Source organism: Sphingobium sp. IP1 (assembly GCF_002708645.1).
Classification (GTDB): Bacteria; Pseudomonadota; Alphaproteobacteria; order Sphingomonadales; family Sphingomonadaceae; genus Sphingobium; species Sphingobium yanoikuyae.
Map to the genome: position 1 here is coordinate 1 of NZ_NOIW01000107.1, position 17,604 is coordinate 17,604.

Here is a 17,604-nt window from a genome sequence, read left to right on the forward strand (position 1 = left end):
GGAAAATGTCGGGGGGATCGGGGAGAATGCTGGATCGTCGGGCGGCGAGGCGACGACAAAGAGAGCGGGCGGGCTCGTTAAAATCAGGAGTGGCTACGGTGAGATCGTATCCGTTGTGCTTCCAACCGCGCCTCTCCTGGGTGGGCGGGCCGGCGCGCACCACCGTGGTTTCACCATCTTCTTCGGTTCGTACCTGGTGGTGGGGGTGGGGGGCTGGGGGGCGGTGTCGGTTGCGTTGGTCGAGATCATGGCGGACATATGCATCGCGATGCTCGTCGATAAGGGCGATTATCGTTTGAACGGGCGGTCGAGCGCCGCCTGAGCAAAATATGCCGACGCTTTACGCAAGATCTCATTGGCTGGCCACAGTTCGCGGCCTAGGCCTCCATCCTGCGCGATTCCAGACAGGCAAGGTCAATCACTGGCAACTAGCGGCCATCCTGAAAATGGCGAAAATCAAGGGATTCGTCAATCAACTGCGGCCTGCGCCAAACAGGATTTTGGAGCGGGTGAGGGGAATCGAACCCCCGTCGTCAGCTTGGGAAGCTGCTGCTCTACCATTGAGCTACACCCGCGTCTGGACCGGCCATGGCATGGCCATGGGGCGCGGTCAACGGGGCTTGGGGCACGCGCGCGAAATTAGCCGACCTGGCGTTTCGCCAGCTTGCGGGCGAGGGTGCGGCGGTGCATCCCCAGGCGCCGGGCGGTTTCGGAGATGTTGAAGTCGCAATCCTTCAGCACCTCATGGATATGTTCCCATTCCAGCGTCTTGATCGATGTTGGGCGCGGCGCCAGCGGTGCGGCGGGGTCGCCGCCTGAGCGGGCGAAGGCGGCCTCGATATCGTCGGTGTTGGACGGCTTTGCCAGATAGTTGGTCGCGCCGAGCTTGATCGCCTCGACTGCGGTGGCAATACTGGCAAAGCCGGTCAGCACCACGATCAGCATGTCGGGATCATGGGCGTGCAGCGTCTGGACGCAGACCAGGCCCGATTCCGGGCCGAGCTTCAGGTCGACCACGGCATAGCCGGGGCGGTTGCCCTTGAGCACCTCCTCCAGCGCGCCATGGCTGGCGGCGGTCAGCACCTCATAGCCACGCCGCTCGAACGAACGTTTGAGGGTCTTTGCAAAGGCCTCGTCATCCTCGACGATCACCAGCAGCCGTTCAGCCGTCATCTTCGCTGTCACTTTCCTCTTCCAGTGCGACGGTATCGAGCGGCAGGCGCAGCAGGATCAGCGCGCCGCCATCGGCGCCATTGCTGGCCGATACGCTGCCGCCCAGCTTGCGCACGACATTGACCACAAGGAAGAGGCCGAGGCCATGGCCTTCCTTGCCCTTGCTGGAGCGATAGGGCTTGCCGAAATCCTCCAGCATCGCCTGCGAAAAGCCGCTGCCATTGTCGCGCACCGCGATGTTGAGCGAGGCGCTGTCGCGTCCGACCAGCAGATCGATATAGGTGGCGCCGGCCTCGCGCGCATTGTCGAGCAGATTGCCGACCGCCTGGCGGATCACCGGGTCGGCGATGATGCGCGGATAGTCATGCGGGCCGAAGTCGCAGCGCAGCGGCATGCCCGGATTGGCACGGCGCCATTCGGCCGCAATCCCCTCGATGAAGTCGCGGACATTGGTGACGGCCGGTGCCTCGCCCCGCGCCTCGCCCGAGGAAAGGAGGATGCCGGTGACGATCGCCTTGCAGCGCAGGACCGCGCTCTGCATCTCGCCCACTTCCTCGACCAGGGCGGGATGCTCGGTGATTTCGGGCATGCGGCGCCAGTCGCCCAGCACCACGGCGAGCTGGGCGAGGGGGGTGCCCAGTTCATGCGCCGCGCCCGAGGCGAGCAGGCCCATGCGGACGATATGTTCCTCTTCCGCCGCATGCTGGCGCATGCTGGCGAGATAGGCTTCGCGCGCCTGGAGGTTGCGGTTGATCCGGGTGATGAACAGCACCAGCAGCACCGCGATCATGGTGAAGCAGATCCAGGTGCCGATGATATGCAGGTCAAACAGCCGGCCCGCCAGCCGGTCGCTCAGGTCGAGCGGGCGATAGTCGAGCGCGAGCAGGCCGGCGCACAGTGCCGACACGGCGGTGATGCCCCAGGCGCTCGCCCGGTCGAGCAGCAGCACGCCAAGCGCGACCTGGAGCAGATAGAGCGAGACGAAGGGATTGGTCGCGCCGCCCGACAGATAGAGCTGGGCGGTCAGCAGCAGCACGTCGAACAATAGCGACACCGACAGTTCGGCGCGGGTGATGTCGGTCCGGGGGCGCAGCGCCGCAAAGCTGGCGGCGTTGACCAGCACGGCGACGGCGGCGACCAGCAGCATCGGGGCGAGGGGCAGGCGCACCCCCATCAGGAACTGGACGATGAGGATCGTCACCAGCTGCCCGGCGATCGCGATCCAGCGCAACTGGATCAGCAGCGCCATATTCTTGCGACCGGCGGCATCGGCGGGCCACTGGCTGGGCAGCCAGCGGCGCCTGACGGCTTGGGTCTCGCTCATTCCGCGCTGTCTTCTGGATCCCGACGCATGAGGAAGATGTAGGCGCCTGCGACCATCGCCGCCAGTATGAACCATGTGATGGCATATTGGAGATGGTTGTTGGGGAAGCGGACGACGGTCAGGCCGCCGACCGGCGCGGTGTCGGGCGCGCAATTGGCGCCGGCATCGACGAAATAGTCCGCGACCGGCGGGGCGACATGCTGCGCGGCGGCGATCGCGGCGACATCGCGCGAATACCAGCGGCCCGCGGCGGGATCATTGCTGCGCAGGAAGCCACCCTTGGGCTCGGTCAGGCGCAGCAGGCCGACGATCTGGACCGTGCCTTCGGGCCGGCTGTAGCGGGTGCGATTGTCCTGCGGCACGAAGCCGCGATTGACCATCAGGGTGAAACCGGCGTCGGTCACCAGCGGCGTCATCACCCAGAAACCGGGACCGCGCACGGTGACGGCCTGGGTCAGCACCGCCTTGTCATGCAGGAAATGGCCCGATGCGGTGACGCGGCGATATTCGTCGTCGCTGGTAATGCTGCGGGGGGCGGGGACGGGCGCGGCATGGATGCGGGCGTCGACCCGTGCAATCAGGTCGCGCTTCCAGGCGAGGCGATAGACCTGCCAGCTGCCGAGCGCGCAAAGACCGGAAAACAGGATGAGGGCGATCAGCGTCAGGCCGATCGTAAAGCGCGGGGAGCGCCGGCGGCGCCCCCCGATCTTCGCGGATGTCACGGCATCTCGCTCATATTGTGCATCGCCGACATGTCGGCGTGCGGCATCATGTTCGCGTTGAGGTGGAACATGACCCACATCGAACCCGACAGCACGATGACGACCAGGACGATGGTCAGCATCATCGCCATGAACGACCAGCCGCCTTCGACGCGGGTGTTCATGTGCAGGAAGTAGATCATGTGGACGATCACCTGCACTGCGGCGAAGGCCATGATGACGATGCCGGTCAGCTGGGGATTGCCCAGCACGCCCGACATCACCAGCCAGAAGGGAATGGCCGTCAGGATCACCGACAGGCCAAAGCCGATCATGTAGCTGCCGAAGCTGCCATGCGATCCTTCTTCATGATGGTCATCGTGATGATCGTGCCCATGTCCGTGGGCGTTGTGGCTATGGACAGCGTCGCTCACCGCAGGACTCCCATCAGATAGACAAAGGTGAAGACGCCGATCCAGATGACGTCGAGGAAGTGCCAGAACATCGACAGGCACATCAGGCGACGCTTGTTGGCCGGGATCAGGCCCTTTTTGGCCACCTGCACCATCAGCGTGATCAGCCAGATCGAACCGAAGGTCACGTGCAGGCCGTGAGTGCCGACCAGGGTGAAGAAGGCCGACAGGAAGGCCGAACGCCACGGACCCGCGCCCTCATGGATGAGGTGCGAGAACTCGTAGAGTTCGATGAACAGGAACGCCCCGCCGAACAGGAGGGTGACGAACAGCCAGCCCTGGGTGGCGCTGATCCGGTTCTTTTCCATCGCCAGCATGGCGAAGCCGTAGGTGATCGACGAGAAGAGCAGCATCGCGGTGTTGAGCGCGATGAGCGGCAGGTCGAACAGATCCTTGGGGCCGGGGCCGCCGGCGAAGCTGCCGCCGAGCACGGCATAGGTGGCGAACAGGATGGCGAAGATGAGGCAGTCGCTCATCAGGTACATCCAGAAGCCCAGCATGGTGCTGTGGCCTTCGTGGAGGTGCGGCTCCTCGGGCAAATGATATGCCCGAGGTTCCGTGGTTGCAGTTGCGCTGCTCATGTCAGTCAGACTCCAGCGGCGAGGATGCGCGTGCGCTCTTCCTCGGTGCGCGTCACATCCTCGACGGGGATGTAGAAGTCGCGCTTGTAGTTGAAGGTGTGGCCGATGGCGACCGCGACGATGCCGATGAAGCTGAGGCCCGCGAGCCACCAGATGTACCAGATCAGCGCGAAGCCGCAGAGGGTCGACAGGGCGGCAAGGATGACGCCGGCGCCGGTGCTGCTGGGCATGTGGATCGCCTGATAGCCGGTCAGCGGACGCTGATAGCCATTCTTCTTCATGTCCGCCCAGCTGTCGGCGTCATAGACGACCGGCGTGAAGGCGAAATTATACTCCGGCGGCGGCGAGCTGGTCGCCCACTCCAGGGTACGGCCATCCCACGGATCGCCTTCGACCTTCAGTTCGTCGCGCTTCCAGATGGAGATGGCGAACTGAAGCAGCATCGCACCGATGCCGGCCGCGACGATGGCGGCGCCGATCGCGGCGATGACGAAGTAGATCTGCAGCGACGGATCGTCGAACACGCGCATGCGACGCGTCACGCCCATCAGGCCCATGATGTACAGAGGGGTGAAGGCGAGCCAGAAGCCGACCTGCCAGCACCAGAAGCTGACCTTGCCCCAGAACACGTTCAGCTTGAAGCCGAAGGCCTTGGGCCACCAGTAGTTGATCGCGGCGAACAGGCCGAACAGCACGCCGCCGATGATCACGTTATGGAAGTGCGCGATCAGGAACAGCGAGTTATGCAGCACGAAGTCCGCCGGCGGAACGGCGAGCAGGACGCCGGTCATGCCGCCGACCGTGAAGGTCAGCATGAAGGCGACGGTCCACATCATCGGCAGCTCGAAACGGATCTTGCCGCGATACATGGTGAAGAGCCAGTTGAAGAGCTTCGCACCCGTCGGGATCGAGATGATCATCGTCGTGATGCCGAAGAAGCTGTTGACGCTGGCGCCCGAGCCCATGGTGAAGAAGTGGTGCAGCCACACGAGGTAGGAGAGCACCATGATGCAGCAGGTCGCGTAGACCATCGAGGTGTAGCCGAACAGGCGCTTGCCCGAGAAGGTCGAGGTGACTTCCGAGAAGACGCCGAACAGCGGCAGGATGAGGATATAGACTTCCGGGTGGCCCCAGATCCAGATCAGGTTCACGTACATCATCGGGTTGCCGCCGAAGTCGTTCGTGAAGAAGTTGGTGCCGGCATAGCGGTCGAGCGACAGCAGGACCAGCGTGGCGGTCAGGATCGGGAAGGAAGCGACGATCAGGATGTTCGCGCAGAGCGAGGTCCAGGTGAACACCGGCATCTTCATGAGGGACATGCCCGGCGCGCGCATCTTCACGATGGTCGCGATCAGGTTGATGCCCGACAATGTCGTGCCGACGCCTGCCACCTGCAGGGCCCAGATATAATAGTCGACACCCGTGGCCGGGCTATAGTCGATCCCCGAAAGCGGCGGATAGGCGAGCCAGCCGGTCTGGGCGAATTCGCCCAGGAACAGCGAGGCCATCACCAGCACCGCGCCGCCCGTGGTCATCCAGAACGAGAAATTGTTCAGGAAGGGGAAGCTGACGTCGCGGGCGCCGATCTGCAGCGGGACGATATAGTTCATCAAACCGGTGATGAACGGCATCGCCACGAAGAAGATCATGATCACGCCGTGGGCCGTGAACACCTGATCATAGTGATGGGCGTTGAGGTAGCCCTCGGACCCGTTGAAGGCGAGCGCCTGCTGGAGGCGCATCATGACGGCGTCGGCAAAGCCGCGCAGGAACATGATGAGGCCCAGCACCATGTACATGATGCCGATCTTCTTGTGGTCCACGCTGGTGAACCATTCCTTCCAGAGATAGCCCCAGAGCTTGAAATAGGTCAGCGCCGCAACGACGGCCGCGCCGCCCAGCACCACCGCGCAGAATGTCGCGACGACGATGGGTTCATGCCATGGGAACGCGTCCCATGTCAGACGACCGAAGATCATCTGTGCTGTTGTGAGTGTACCGGTCATGTCTCTTACCGATGCTGCGCGTGCGCGTCAGCGCCGCTGTGAGAGGAGTGATCGGCCGGGGCCTTTTCGGCACCGGGCGCATCGGGGGCGGTTTCCTTGCCCTCGTTGCGATCGGTCTGGTCGATCACATGGCTGTTGGGGAAGTCGTACTGGAGGCCTTCGGTCTCCTTGGCCGACTCCTTGCCCGCGCCGCCCATCTGGTTGATGTGCATCAGCTCGCCCATGCAACGCTGGCCGGGCTTGGGGCAGAGATTGACGACCGCGTCGAACAGCTTGGCATCGGCGGTCGAAAAATAGGCGACGGGCGCCTTTTCGCTGGGCTTGGCCAGGTTCAGATAGACATTGCGGTCGAGCGACGCATTGCTGGCCTTCACCTTGGCGACCCAGGCGTCGAAGCCGGCCTGGTCCAGCGCCTTGTAGCCGAAGCGCATGTGGGTGAAGCCCGCGCCCGAATAGTTGGCGGAGAAGCCGGTGCCGGTGACCGGCTTGTTGGCGACGGCGTGGAGCTGCGTCTTCATGCCGGGCATCGCATAGATCTGGCCGGCGAGTTCAGGGATATAGAAGCTGTTCATCACGGTCGAGGCAGTGATGTCGAAACGGACCGGAACATTGGTCGGCAGCGCCATTTCATTGACGGTGGCGATACCCTGTTCGGGATAGATGAAGAGCCATTTCCAGTCGAGCGCCACGACCTGGACGACCAGCGGCTTGACCTTGGGATCGATCGCGGTCTGCGCGTCGATGCGGTCGAGCGGACGATAGGGGTCCAGCTTGTGGGTGCTCACCCAGGTCAGCGCGCCCAGGCAGATGATGATGAGGAGCGGGGCCGACCAGATCAGCAGCTCCAGCTTGGTGGAATGATCCCAGTCGGGGTCATATTCCTTTTCGACCGCCTTGTTCGCGGCGCGGTAACGCCAGGCGAAATAGACGACCAGTGCCATGACGGGGATGACAATGAGGAGCATCAGCGCGGTCGAGATCAGGATCAGATCGCGCTGCTGCACCGCAATGTCGCCCGACGGGTTCATCACGACCCAGTTGCAGCCCGCCAGCGGCGCCGCAAGGATCGCGGAGGACCAGCGCAGAAGCCGGCTCCAGTTGGGTGAGAGAGGGTGTGACATGGCGCGCGGTTACCGATTCCGCACGCCATGCGATAGTGGGCAATTTGTCCAATTATGTGCGGACGCAAAAAATGTTTCACATGTGGGATACTGCTTAGACTCTGTGGGTTTTCTGTTATGTTGCCATTCTCTGGCCGTCGGGAGACCCAAAACAGGCACCGTCGGCCCAGCCAGGGAGCGGATGCCTATGACTTCACAGGCCATTGCCTTCACCTCCAGTTCGCTTGAGGATGATGCGCGCAAAATCAATGCACGCGACCACAGCATTGCACCGGGAGACATCTCCATTGGTGTGATCATTGGCCGCACCTCCGAATTTTTCGACTTCTTCGTTTACGCCATTGCTTCGGTTATCGTTTTTCCGAACCTGGTCTTTCCCTATGTCGATGCCCTGACGGGCACGCTCTATTCCTTCGCGATCTTCGCCGTCGCCTTCATCACGCGTCCGATCGGGTCGCTGATCTTCATGGCGATCGACCGTCGCTATGGCCGCGGGACCAAATTGACGGCAGCCCTGTTCCTGCTGGGCGGGTCGACCGCGGCGATCGCCTTTATGCCCGGTTATGCGACGATTGGCCACTATGCCGCTGTCGTTCTGGTGATCCTGCGCGCGGCGCAGGGTATTGCGCTGGGCGGGACATGGGATGGCCTGGCGTCGCTGCTGTCGCTCAACGCGCCGCCGCACCAGCGTGGCTGGTATGCGATGGTGCCGCAGCTCGGTGCGCCGCTGGCGCTGCTGGTGGCGAGCGGTCTGTTCGCCTTCTTCCTGCTGACGCTGTCGGAAGCGGACTTCCTCGACTGGGGCTGGCGCTATCCCTTCTTCGTCGCCTTCGCGATCAACGTCGTGGCGCTGTTCGCCCGGCTGCGCATCGTGGTGACGCATGAGTTCGAGCGTCTGTTCGAGCAGAAGGATCTGGTGCCGTCGCAGGTGCTGCCGACGGTCAAGGCGGAAGGGCGCAACATCATCATCGGTGCGTTCGCGCCGCTGGCGAGCTTTGCCCTGTTCCACATGGTCACCGTGTTTCCGCTCAGCTGGGTGGTACTGTTCACCGATCAGCCGATCGATCGCTTCCTGGTGATCGAGATGATCGGCGCGTCGGTCGGCCTGCTGGCGATCGTGGTGTCGGGCTTCATCGCCGACCAGATTGGTCGTCGCTCGCTGCTCGGCTGGTCGGCCCTGGGCATCGCGATCTTCGCGGTGGTGGCGCCGCTGCTGCTCAATGGCGGGGATCTGGGCGAGGTCGCCTTCATGATCCTGGGCTTCATGCTGCTGGGCCTGGCGTTCGGCCAGTCGTCGGGCGTGGTGGCGTCCAACTTCGCGACCGAGGCGCGCTATACCAGTTCGGCGCTGACGTCGGATCTGGCCTGGCTGGTCGGTGCCGGCTTCGCGCCGCTGCTGGCGCTGCTGCTGTCGGTGAAGTTCGGTCTGGCCGCGTCGGGCATCTACCTGCTGTCGGGCGCGGTTGCGACGATGGTGGCGCTCTACGTCAACAAGGAATTGGCGGCGCGGGATCGCTGATCCTGCCCGACGGCCTTGGCAAAATGGGAAGCGTGATCGGCCCGGCCGGTCACGCTTTTTTTGTCGCTGCGACCCGTGCTTTCATCCGGGCGAGGCCCTTGCGGTCGAACCAGCCGATCGGGCCGGAGCGGGGACGCCAGCGCGGCAGCCAGTCGGGATAGAGGCTGACCAGTTCGCGCGGCAGGCCGGCGGGGCCGACCCGGCTCATGATGTCGGAGACGATGCGGTTCTGATAATAGCGGACCGAATAGTTGATCAGCCGCTTGTAATGCATCCGCCAGGTCAGCGGCCGGGTGAGGCCGACCGGTTCGCAGGCAAAGCCCGCGCCTTCGCAGGCCAGCACCCGCTCCAATTGCCAGTCGGCATCGCTTGCCAGATCGGTATGCGCCCAGGAGGCGACCAGCCCGTCATCGCCGACCAGATCGTTGGGCAGGCGCAGGCCACTCGCCCGGATGGCGGCGACGAAGCGGCCGGACAGGGCATAGAGATCGCCGAAGATGCCACGCTCGATCCGCAGGTTGCGGCGATAGGTTTCCACTTCGCGGCCATTGACCGGCATGCCGGCGGCGGCATTGGCCTGGGGATGGGCGGCAAGGTCTGCCACCAGCGCGTCGATCGATCCGGGCGCGATCTGGGCATCGCCGTCGAGGAAGATGACGGCATCCTCCGTACCGGTGAGCAGGTGATGGACGAAATGGTTCCAGGTGCGCGACTTGCCGCCGGCGGCGATGTCATGGACGATCACATGGGCGCGGCCGGCGGCGGCGGCGCGGGCACGCGCCACGGTGCGGTCGGTGGTGCCGTTCACCAGCACATGGAAGATGGTGTCCGGGCGGTCGAGCGGCAGCGAGCCGAGGCAGCCGGCGATCCGGCGTTCCTCCTGATGGGCGAAGATGGCGACGGCGACGGCCATGGCGGGATCAGCGGAAGTCCCAGCCCTGCTGGCCATGCTCGACAGCATCCGGGCCATCGGCTTCGGCCTGGGGCGTGGCGCGCAGCGGGACCAGGATCGAGACGATCAGCGCGGCGATGGCGGTGCCGACCAGCGCCCACAGCGCAATCACGATCAGGCCGATCGCCTGGGCGAGCAGGCTGGCGGTGGCGGTGATGCCGGCGTCGAACCCGACCCCGCCGAGCAGGGGCAGGACGAACAAAGGCAGCAGCAGCGCGCCGGTCGCCCCGCCCAGGCCATGGACGGCGAAGATATGGGCGGGATCGTCGATCCAGGTGCTCGCGAAACCGGCGCCGATGCGGGCGATGATCGCGGCGGCAAGGCCGATCAGCATCGCCCCGCCGGTGCCGACCAGGGCGGCCGATGCGGAAATGGCGGCGAGGCCGGCAATGGCGCCGGACAGCAGGCCGGTGGCGCTGGCATGGGCGCCGAGCAGCCGGTCGACCAGTGCCCAGCCGAGGCTGGCGGCGCAGGCGGCGAAGAAGAGGTTGAGGATGGCGGTGGCGGCATCGTCGGTGGCGCCCAGCGCCCAGCCGCCGACCGCACCGGCATAGCCGACCCAGAAGAGCGCACCGCCGGCGATGGCGAGGATATGGGCATGGCCGCCACCCTGGGCATCGCGGGGGCGCCCGGCGACGAGGGCCAGGGCAAGGGCGGAGAAGCCGGCGAGGACATGGACGACCAGGCCGCCGGCAAAGTCCATCGCGCCAAGCTGGGCCAGCCAGCCGCCGCCCCACATCCAGTGGACGATGGGAGCGAAGACCAGCAGCAGCCAGAGCGGCGCGAAGGCGGCGACCCAGCCAAGACGGGCGCGGCCGGCGATCGCGCCGACGGCGATGGCGCCGGCCAGCACGGCAAAGCCCATCTGGAACAGGACGAAGGCGGATTCGGGCACGGTGAGGCCGTCGCGCAGCGGGGCGAGATTGGCGAGCAGCAGGTTGCTGCCGCCGCCCAGCCATTCGCTGCCTGGCGCATAGGCAAGGCTGTAGCCGGCAAGACCCCAGCCGAGCAGGATCGTCGCGGCGGCGACCAGCGTCTGGGCCATGGCGGCAAGTCCGTGGCGGACATTGGCGAGCCCCGCATGACGCAGCATCAGGCCCGGCAGCGCGGCGAGCAGCAGCAACAGGGCGCAGGCGATCATCCAGCCGGTGTCGCCGCTGTCGGGTGCCGCCACCTGGGCCGTGGCCGGCTGGGCCAGCAACAGGGCGGCAAGAACGGGCAGGGCAAGGGCTGGGCGCATGGAGGAAGGTCCGGTTGGGGTCAGGTCGCCCTGACTAGCGCGGGCAGGGTAAAGACTTCCATAAGCATGGCAATGTTCCGGCGCGGTGATCCGCCGCCGCGCCGTTCAGAAGCCCTCGGCGCCGCACTGGATGCGGCCGGTGCCTTCATTTTCGACGGTGCAGATCGGCTTGCCGGCGACGCTGACATCGCCCGATCCGGTCGAGCGGATGTTGACCGGGCCGTTGGCGGTGAGGGCGACATTGCCCGAGCCGTCGTTGAGGATCGCGGCCTGGCGCGCGACCAGATGGTCGGCGACGATCGCACCGGGGCCGCTGATGCGCAGATTGGCGACGCCGGCGGTGCCGGCGAGCATGGTGCGGCCGCCGCCGGCGAGCGTGACCTGGAGATTGTCGAGCTGGAGCGACGCGACGCTGACATCGCCATTGCCGCCCTGGACGATCTCGCCATTGAGGCCCTTCATCGCGCTGACCGCGACGGCGCCGCCGCCGGTCAGGACGACGCGGTTCACTTCGCCGGTGGAGAGGCGGATGGTCGCGGGGCCAAGACCCTTTTCACCCGGTTCGGGCCGCTCCATCGAGATGATGGCGAGGCGGCCCGAGACATCGACGCGCAGCCGGTCGAGCGCGCGCTGGTCTCCCTCCGCCCGTGCCGAGACGCCGGTGCCGGTGGTGATGATGACCGTGACCGGGGCGTCGACGCGGATCTGGTCGAAGCTGGTGATGGTATAGCCGCGGGTGGCGGCGCCGGCAGGGGAAGCCCCGGCCAGTGCCGCCGCCGCTGCCAGCATCAGGGGCCGCAATGCGCCTCGCCCGGTCCCATCGTGTTCGTCGTGCATTGCGCCTTGCCCTTCACCTTGACGTCGCCGGTGCCCATGATCTTGATAGCGACCGGACCGTCGGAGGCAAAGTCCATGTCGCCGGTGCCCATGACTTCGGCGGCGGCACGGCCGAGCTTCAGCCCGGCGGCATCGATGTCGCCGGTGCCGGTGATTGACAATTCGCCCTGATCGGCGGTGCCGGCGAGGGGGATGCTGCCCGATCCGGTGATTTCCGCCTTGAGGCTGCCAAGCTTCACCTGGCCGATGTCGAGATCGCCCGAGCCGGTGAGCGAGAGGGCGAGTTCGGTCCCTTCCGCCTTGTCGAGGGTGAAGTCGCCCGAGCCGGTGACGTCGATCGCGCGGATCGCGGGCAGGGTGACATGGATGGTCGCGCCCTTGCCGCCGTCGACCTTGTTCCATAGGCCTTCGGACTTGCGACCGATCTGGAGCGTGTCGGCCTTGGTCCGGATGTCGAGCAGGGCGACCGACTTGGGATCGCCATCGGCGGTGACCGAGAATTTGGGGCCGATGGTGACGACGACATTGTCAGGTCCGGTCACGTCGATGCGGCGAAAATCCTTGAGCGCAGCCCAGTCCTGCGGGGTGCTGGCGGCGGCCGGGGAGTCGCCGTTGCCGCCGCCGGACTGATGATCGTTGCCGCGCGAGCAGGCGCTGGTGGCAAGACCGACGGCGAGCAGGGTGGCGAGGGTCAGGTGACGGGACAGGTGGTGGGACAGGGGCAGGCGCGGCATCATTATCTCCATGCTGTATTATCTTTACAATACACTCTTGCCGTGGCGGTTCCAAGCCCCCTTGTTCGTCGGGCAGGATAAGGCATGATATCTGCAGGATAAAAGAAGGGTATTCCACCGATGCGCAAGCTGTTTTCCGCCCTGCCGCTGGTCGCGATGATGGGAGCGGCGGCCAGCGCCGCGCCGGCTGAGGATGATCTGGCGGCGCGCGGCGCGACATGGTGGCGCCATGTCCAGATATTGGCGGCGGACGACATGCAGGGGCGCGGCACCGGCACGCCGGGCTATGACAAGGCGGCCGACTATGTGATCGGCCAGTTTCAGGCATTGGGGCTGAAACCCGCCGGGGTCGAGGGCTACAAGCAGCCGATCGCCTTTGTCGAGCAGACGGTGCTGTCGGGCGAGAGCAGGGCGAGCCTGATCGGCGCGCGTGGCGAGACGGCGCTGGCGGTGCCGGGCGACATCATCTTTTCCGGCAGCGGCGGCCCGGTGCCCGGCGCGATCGACGCGCCGATGGTGTTTGCCGGCTATGGCCTGCATCTGCCCGAAGTGGGCCATGACGATTTTGCCGGGCTGGACCTGAAAGGCAAGATCGTGGTGGTCGTTTCGGGCGGGCCGGCGGAGATCAGCGGCGCGCTCAAATCCCATGCCCGATCGGAACGGGGCCACTGGCTGGCGGCGCAGGGGGCGGTCGGCATGATCAGCCTGGTGACGCCGGGGCAGGTCGAGATTCCCTGGGACCGGCGCAAGGCGCTGGCGAGCGCGCCGGCGGTCTATTATGAGGATGTGGCGATGCGCGACACGCAGACGCCCTTCCTCAATGCCCAGTTCGACCCGGCCCGGTCGGCCGACCTGTTCGCCGGCAGCGGCCAGGATTTCGCCGCGATCGCGGCGGCCGCCGATGCGTCCAAGCCGGTTGCCAGCTTCCCGTTGACGCTGCGGCTCAAGGCCGCGGTCGCGGCCAGGCGGGTTGCCTTGTCCTCGCCCAATCTGGTGGCGGTGATGCCGGGCAGCGACCCCAAGCTGGCCAAGGACTATGTCGTGCTGTCGGCGCATCTGGACGGCTATGGCGTCGGCACGCCGATCAAGGGCGACGCCATCTATAATGGCGCTCTGGACAATGCGTCGGGCGTCGCCAGCCTGATCGAGATCGCCAAGGCGTTGAAGGCAGGCAAGGTGAAGCCGAAACGATCCATCCTGTTCACCATCGTCACCGGCGAGGAAAAGGGCCTGCTGGGATCGCGCTATTTCGCGCGGCGGCCGACCGTGCCGAGCAAGAGCATCGTCGCCGACCTCAATTTCGACATGGCGCTGCCGATCTTCAAGCTGACCAGCGTGACCCCGGTTGGCTATGACCAGAGCAGCCTGGGCCAGGATGCGGCGGCGGTGAGCGAGGCGATGGGCCTGCCGATCACGCCCGATCCCTTCCCCGACCGCAACGTCTTCATCCGGTCCGACCAATATGCCTTCATCCGCGAGGGGATACCGGCGCTGTTCTTCAAATATGGTTTCAAGGCCGGGACGCCGGAAGCGACGGTGGAGAAGGCGTGGCGCGCGAACATCTATCATTCGCCCTTCGACGACGCGAACCAGCCGGTGATGCCGGCCGAGACGGCGAAGCTGAACGATTATGTGACCGCGGTGACGCTGGGGGTCGCCAATGCGGACACGCGGCCGAGCTGGAACAGCGACAGCTTCTTCAAGCGGTTCGTGAAATAGGCGGTTCGTGAAATAGGGCGCAGGGCGAGCGGCGGAGACGATCATGAACCAGGCCAGGCGCGTGCTGACCGGATGCGGGCTGGTGCTGGGGGCGGCGGGCTTTTTCCTGCTGGGCATAGGGGTGTCACAGCGCGCGGCGCATCGGCAGGAGGCGCCGCCTTCTGCCATGTCGTCGGGCGGGCCGGCATCGCAGCCATCGGGCCGACGGATATTCTCTCCCTCGATCGCGGGAGACCCCTATGTCCTGCAGCAATGGAAGGCGGCCGTCGAGAAGATGGAGCGGCGCTGCCGGGAGGCGGGGGAATTTTGCGCCGAAGCCAGGGCGGCCAGAGCAAATTCCGATCCGACTGCATCAGATCGGTTGCTCTAAGTTTTTGGTTTAACGCGTTTTCCGAGTTATCAGGTAATTCCACCTGATTAGAAAACGCTCTAAAGCGTGCTGCGTTATATCCGACGCAGCGCGCTCTAAGTTTTTGTTGCCGCATCGTTTTAAGCGCAAAACCGGTTCCCACTTTTGCGCACGATGCTCTAGGGAACAGATGGACGAAATAAGATAATCCATCGGTTATGGGTTTGACTTTGCTGGCGGGTGCGCCTGCGCGACGCCGGCTTCATCCAATGACGATGTCGCTGGCGTAAAGCTGGATGCCGACGCTGAACTGAATTTGGGCAATCAGCGTAGCGGGGGCCGCGCCGTTGCCATCGGGATCGAAGAACAGCATCCTGCTGTTCTGCGCATAGAGGAATCGATCATTGGCATCGATTGCCACGCCGTTGGCATTGCTGGAAAAATTGCTGTCGTCCACGCTGGTCAGGCCACCAACGGCGCGGCCGGCCACGACCAGCCGATCCACGCCCTGTTCGAAATCGCGGACGGTATCGCCGCCTTCGGCCAGGTCGCGCCAGACAAAGCGATCCTTGCCGGCGCCGCCGAGCAGGCGATCGGCGCCGAGGCCGCCATAGATCCTGTCATTGCCCGCGCCGCCGGCGACGGCATCGTCCCCGGCGCCTCCGTCCACTATGTCGCGGCCTTCACCGCCATCGAGTTGGTCATTGCCGCTGCCGCCATGGAGCCGGTCGTCGCCCCATTCGCCCCACAGGATATCGGCGCCATCATCGCCGAACATTATGTCCGCATCCGACCCGCCATAGAGTATGTCATCGCCGGCATCGCCATGGATGCGATCATCGCCGTTGCCACCCGAGAGCGTATCGCGATCATCGCCGCCATATAGGCGATCGGCACCGTCGGCGCCGACAATGTCGTCCGCGCCGGCGCCGCCAAGGATGAGATCCGTGCCCGCGCCGCCATCCAGACTGTCGCCGCCGCCCCGGCCGAACAGCACGTCATCGCCGCCATCGCCCCTGAAATCGTCGTGCATGTCGCCGCCGATCAGCCTGTCCCTGCCATCGCCGGCCCGGATGATCGCCTCGCGAGGGCCGAGCAGGACATAATCGTCGCCCGTGCCCAGATAGGCGATCAGCACTTCGATGCCGTGGATCGTGACCAGGGTGCGCGGGGCTGTGCCGTCGCCCGCATCGGCGGTAATGCGTTCGAAATTGGGCAGGATCTTCAGCTTCTGCGTCATTTCGCTGAGGTAGAGATAAGCGAGGTCGGTGCCCTCGCCACCGTCGATCCGGCTGCCGAACACGTCCGAATAGCGGCTGGCAATGCCGAGATGGATGCGGTCTCCACCCGATCCGCCGAGCAGTACGTCCCGGCCGCCGCGGCCATAGAGAATGTCATTGCCGCCGCGCCCGACGATCCGGTCGCGACCGGTGGTGCCGCTCAGAATATTGTTATTCTTGGTTCCGTAGCGATTGGCCATGACGGTCGATCCTTCTCCAGTCCCATATTGGCGCGGGACCGATGACGGGACGGCGGATTTGTGCGCGCGATATTATATCGATCTGCCCGGCTTGGAAAGCATGGCGGCCAATTGCGCAGGGCTTGCCCTATGGTGCTGGCGTGGTCTGGCGTGGCTAGCGCCGGGGCCTGCAATTGCCGACGCGGGCGCCGGTGATCGACATGAGAAATTCCATGTCGCCATCTATGGAGGCGCCCTAGTCGTGACTGGCCCGGCAGGGAATGGTTGCCGGGCCTGCTGGTCAGCCTAGCGCCTTGGTCACGACACCAATGGCCTGATCGATGGCCTGCGCCCGATCGCAGTTGGCGGCGCATTTCCCCTTCTGATATTCCAGCTTCTGGAGCAGGTCGCGCGCTGCATCGGGATTGCCGAGGCGGATTTCGGCCAGCGCCAGGCCCGACATGGCGCCGGGATGGCCGCTGCGCCCATGGGGCAATGCCCGTTCGAAATAACGCCGTGCGCCTTCGGGATTGTTGAGCGCCAGCGCCGTCACCCCTTTCAGGAAGCGCGCCTCAAGATCGTTCGATCCGCTCATGATCCTGTCCAGCGCCTTGTCGGCCTGGGCATAATGGCCTTGCTGCATCAAATGGCGGACCTGGCCATATTGCGGCGATCGAAAATCCCCATAGACGCCCGAATCGACGTTGTAGAGATTGTCCCAGCTGGGACGGAGCCCTTCGTAAGAGCGGGCCTGATCGGGCGACTGGGCTGTCGCCGGGGTGGCCAGTACGGAAGCGATTACCGGTAGAACAAACGCGAAACGCATCGGGGCACTCCTTCGCTAGACGAAAGGAGGTTATGGTGACAGCAGGGGTCTGTCAATTTTGGTTTCAATTCGGAACTGTTGCCGGCAATCCGGGCCAATTGTTCGATATCCGATGCCTTCTCCAGCCACATGGCTATCGGCTCGACACCGAGCCGCGCTCAGCGCCGGGGCCTGCAATCGCCGACGCGGGTGCCGGTGATCGACATGAGAAATTCTGCGTCGCCACCCATGGGGCTGCCCAGATCGCGGGCGGGCGCGCTGTTGACCTCGAACAGGCGGATGTTGCGTTTTATCTCGACACTGCGCGGACCGATTTCGCCTTCCAGCTTGCCCTGCATCCGCACCCCCGGCCCGAGCCAGCAACGCTGATTGCCATGTATGGCGGCGCCGTCGCCGTTCAGTTTCCATTGCCGGCAATAGCTGGACGTGGCGGGGCCGGCGAAACTGTCGTCCAGCATGGTTTCGATCGTCGCGTCGATCGTGCCGTCGGGGATGCACAGGTTCCAGGTGCGGATCGGCAGGGTGCGGGTGCTGAAATCGCGGATCACGGTCTGGTGCTGGCTGAACGCCCATTGGCCCGCGATCTGGGC

17 protein-coding genes, 1 tRNA gene, 1 pseudogene and 1 other annotated feature are annotated in these 17,604 nt (G+C 65.0%); of the genes and pseudogenes, 4 read left to right on the plus strand and 15 right to left on the minus strand.

From position 1 onward, the window contains the following. Window positions 1–322: hypothetical protein (locus CG471_RS30790; protein WP_180275793.1), on the plus strand; the 322-nt coding region annotated here is incomplete at its 5' end. After that, window positions 249–334, minus strand: a sequence feature (AL1L pseudoknot). It overlaps the preceding gene by 74 nt. Window positions 335–501: 167 nt before the next feature. Here the strand turns inward: CG471_RS30790 and CG471_RS24445 are convergent. From CG471_RS24445 to cyoA, 8 genes are all read right to left on the minus strand, one after another. Continuing rightward, window positions 502–575: transfer RNA gene (locus CG471_RS24445), tRNA-Gly, on the minus strand. 64 nt (window positions 576–639) lie between these two features. After that, window positions 640–1,173, minus strand: coding sequence for a response regulator transcription factor (locus CG471_RS24450; protein WP_010338178.1), 534 nt, complete (start codon window positions 1,171–1,173; stop codon window positions 640–642). Then, window positions 1,163–2,497: an ATP-binding protein gene (locus CG471_RS24455; RefSeq protein ID WP_004207845.1), complete on the minus strand. Its 1,335-nt coding sequence runs from the start codon at window positions 2,495–2,497 to the stop codon at window positions 1,163–1,165. The genes CG471_RS24450 and CG471_RS24455 overlap by 11 nt, the downstream gene beginning before the upstream one ends. Continuing rightward, window positions 2,494–3,219 carry an SURF1 family protein gene (locus CG471_RS24460; protein ID WP_099234080.1) on the minus strand — a complete coding sequence of 242 codons (726 nt, stop codon included), beginning with the start codon at window positions 3,217–3,219 and terminating at the stop codon, window positions 2,494–2,496. The genes CG471_RS24455 and CG471_RS24460 overlap by 4 nt, the downstream gene beginning before the upstream one ends. Further along, window positions 3,216–3,632 carry a cytochrome o ubiquinol oxidase subunit IV gene (gene cyoD, locus CG471_RS24465; RefSeq protein WP_004207843.1) on the minus strand — a complete coding sequence of 139 codons (417 nt, stop codon included), beginning with the start codon at window positions 3,630–3,632 and terminating at the stop codon, window positions 3,216–3,218. The genes CG471_RS24460 and cyoD overlap by 4 nt, the downstream gene beginning before the upstream one ends. Beyond that, window positions 3,629–4,252 (minus strand): cytochrome o ubiquinol oxidase subunit III, encoded by a 624-nt coding sequence (gene cyoC, locus CG471_RS24470; RefSeq protein ID WP_004207842.1) that lies wholly within the window; start codon window positions 4,250–4,252, stop codon window positions 3,629–3,631. The genes cyoD and cyoC overlap by 4 nt, the downstream gene beginning before the upstream one ends. A gap of 5 nt (window positions 4,253–4,257) precedes the next feature. After that, complete coding sequence (gene cyoB, locus CG471_RS24475; protein ID WP_004207841.1) at window positions 4,258–6,258, minus strand: cytochrome o ubiquinol oxidase subunit I; 2,001 nt, start codon at window positions 6,256–6,258, stop codon at window positions 4,258–4,260. A 5-nt stretch (window positions 6,259–6,263) separates the two neighbouring features. After that, window positions 6,264–7,379: a ubiquinol oxidase subunit II gene (cyoA, locus tag CG471_RS24480; protein ID WP_080727212.1), complete on the minus strand. Its 1,116-nt coding sequence runs from the start codon at window positions 7,377–7,379 to the stop codon at window positions 6,264–6,266. Between the two features lie 187 nt (window positions 7,380–7,566). Between cyoA and CG471_RS24485 the strand changes: the two genes are divergently transcribed. Further along, window positions 7,567–8,898 carry an MFS transporter gene (locus CG471_RS24485; RefSeq protein WP_010338183.1) on the plus strand — a complete coding sequence of 444 codons (1,332 nt, stop codon included), beginning with the start codon at window positions 7,567–7,569 and terminating at the stop codon, window positions 8,896–8,898. 49 nt (window positions 8,899–8,947) lie between these two features. Here CG471_RS24485 and CG471_RS24490 read toward each other — a convergent pair whose 3' ends face one another. The 4 genes from CG471_RS24490 to CG471_RS24505 form a co-directional block, all read right to left on the minus strand. Further along, a complete protein-coding gene (locus tag CG471_RS24490; RefSeq protein ID WP_099234081.1) occupies window positions 8,948–9,811 on the minus strand; it encodes a glycosyltransferase in 864 nt (287 codons plus the stop codon). A 7-nt stretch (window positions 9,812–9,818) separates the two neighbouring features. Next, the gene (locus CG471_RS24495; RefSeq protein WP_099234082.1) at window positions 9,819–11,090 is read right to left on the minus strand and encodes an ammonium transporter; all 1,272 of its coding nucleotides are present in this window, start codon (window positions 11,088–11,090) and stop codon (window positions 9,819–9,821) included. A gap of 105 nt (window positions 11,091–11,195) precedes the next feature. Then, window positions 11,196–11,927, minus strand: coding sequence for a GIN domain-containing protein (locus tag CG471_RS24500; RefSeq protein WP_099234083.1), 732 nt, complete (start codon window positions 11,925–11,927; stop codon window positions 11,196–11,198). Further along, a complete protein-coding gene (locus CG471_RS24505; protein ID WP_099234084.1) occupies window positions 11,879–12,673 on the minus strand; it encodes a head GIN domain-containing protein in 795 nt (264 codons plus the stop codon). Before CG471_RS24505 ends, CG471_RS24500 begins: the two co-directional genes overlap by 49 nt. Before the next feature lie 108 nt (window positions 12,674–12,781). Here CG471_RS24505 and CG471_RS24510 point away from each other — a divergent pair, with 108 nt between their 5' ends. Both CG471_RS24510 and CG471_RS24515 read left to right on the plus strand, forming a co-directional pair. Then, window positions 12,782–14,380 (plus strand): M28 family metallopeptidase, encoded by a 1,599-nt coding sequence (locus tag CG471_RS24510; RefSeq protein ID WP_099234085.1) that lies wholly within the window; start codon window positions 12,782–12,784, stop codon window positions 14,378–14,380. Window positions 14,381–14,423: 43 nt separating this feature from the next. Further along, entirely contained in the window at window positions 14,424–14,750 is a 327-nt protein-coding gene (locus tag CG471_RS24515) for a hypothetical protein (RefSeq protein ID WP_099234086.1), read from the plus strand. 241 nt (window positions 14,751–14,991) lie between these two features. Here CG471_RS24515 and CG471_RS24520 read toward each other — a convergent pair whose 3' ends face one another. From CG471_RS24520 to CG471_RS24530, 3 genes and pseudogenes are all read right to left on the minus strand, one after another. Next, window positions 14,992–16,209, minus strand: a complete 1,218-nt coding sequence (locus CG471_RS24520) for a calcium-binding protein (protein ID WP_099234087.1) — start codon at window positions 16,207–16,209, stop codon at window positions 14,992–14,994. 280 nt (window positions 16,210–16,489) lie between these two features. After that, a complete protein-coding gene (locus CG471_RS24525; RefSeq protein ID WP_099234088.1) occupies window positions 16,490–17,014 on the minus strand; it encodes a tol-pal system YbgF family protein in 525 nt (174 codons plus the stop codon). A gap of 158 nt (window positions 17,015–17,172) precedes the next feature. Next, a pseudogene (locus CG471_RS24530) lies at window positions 17,173–17,604 on the minus strand (hypothetical protein); the annotation flags it as partial.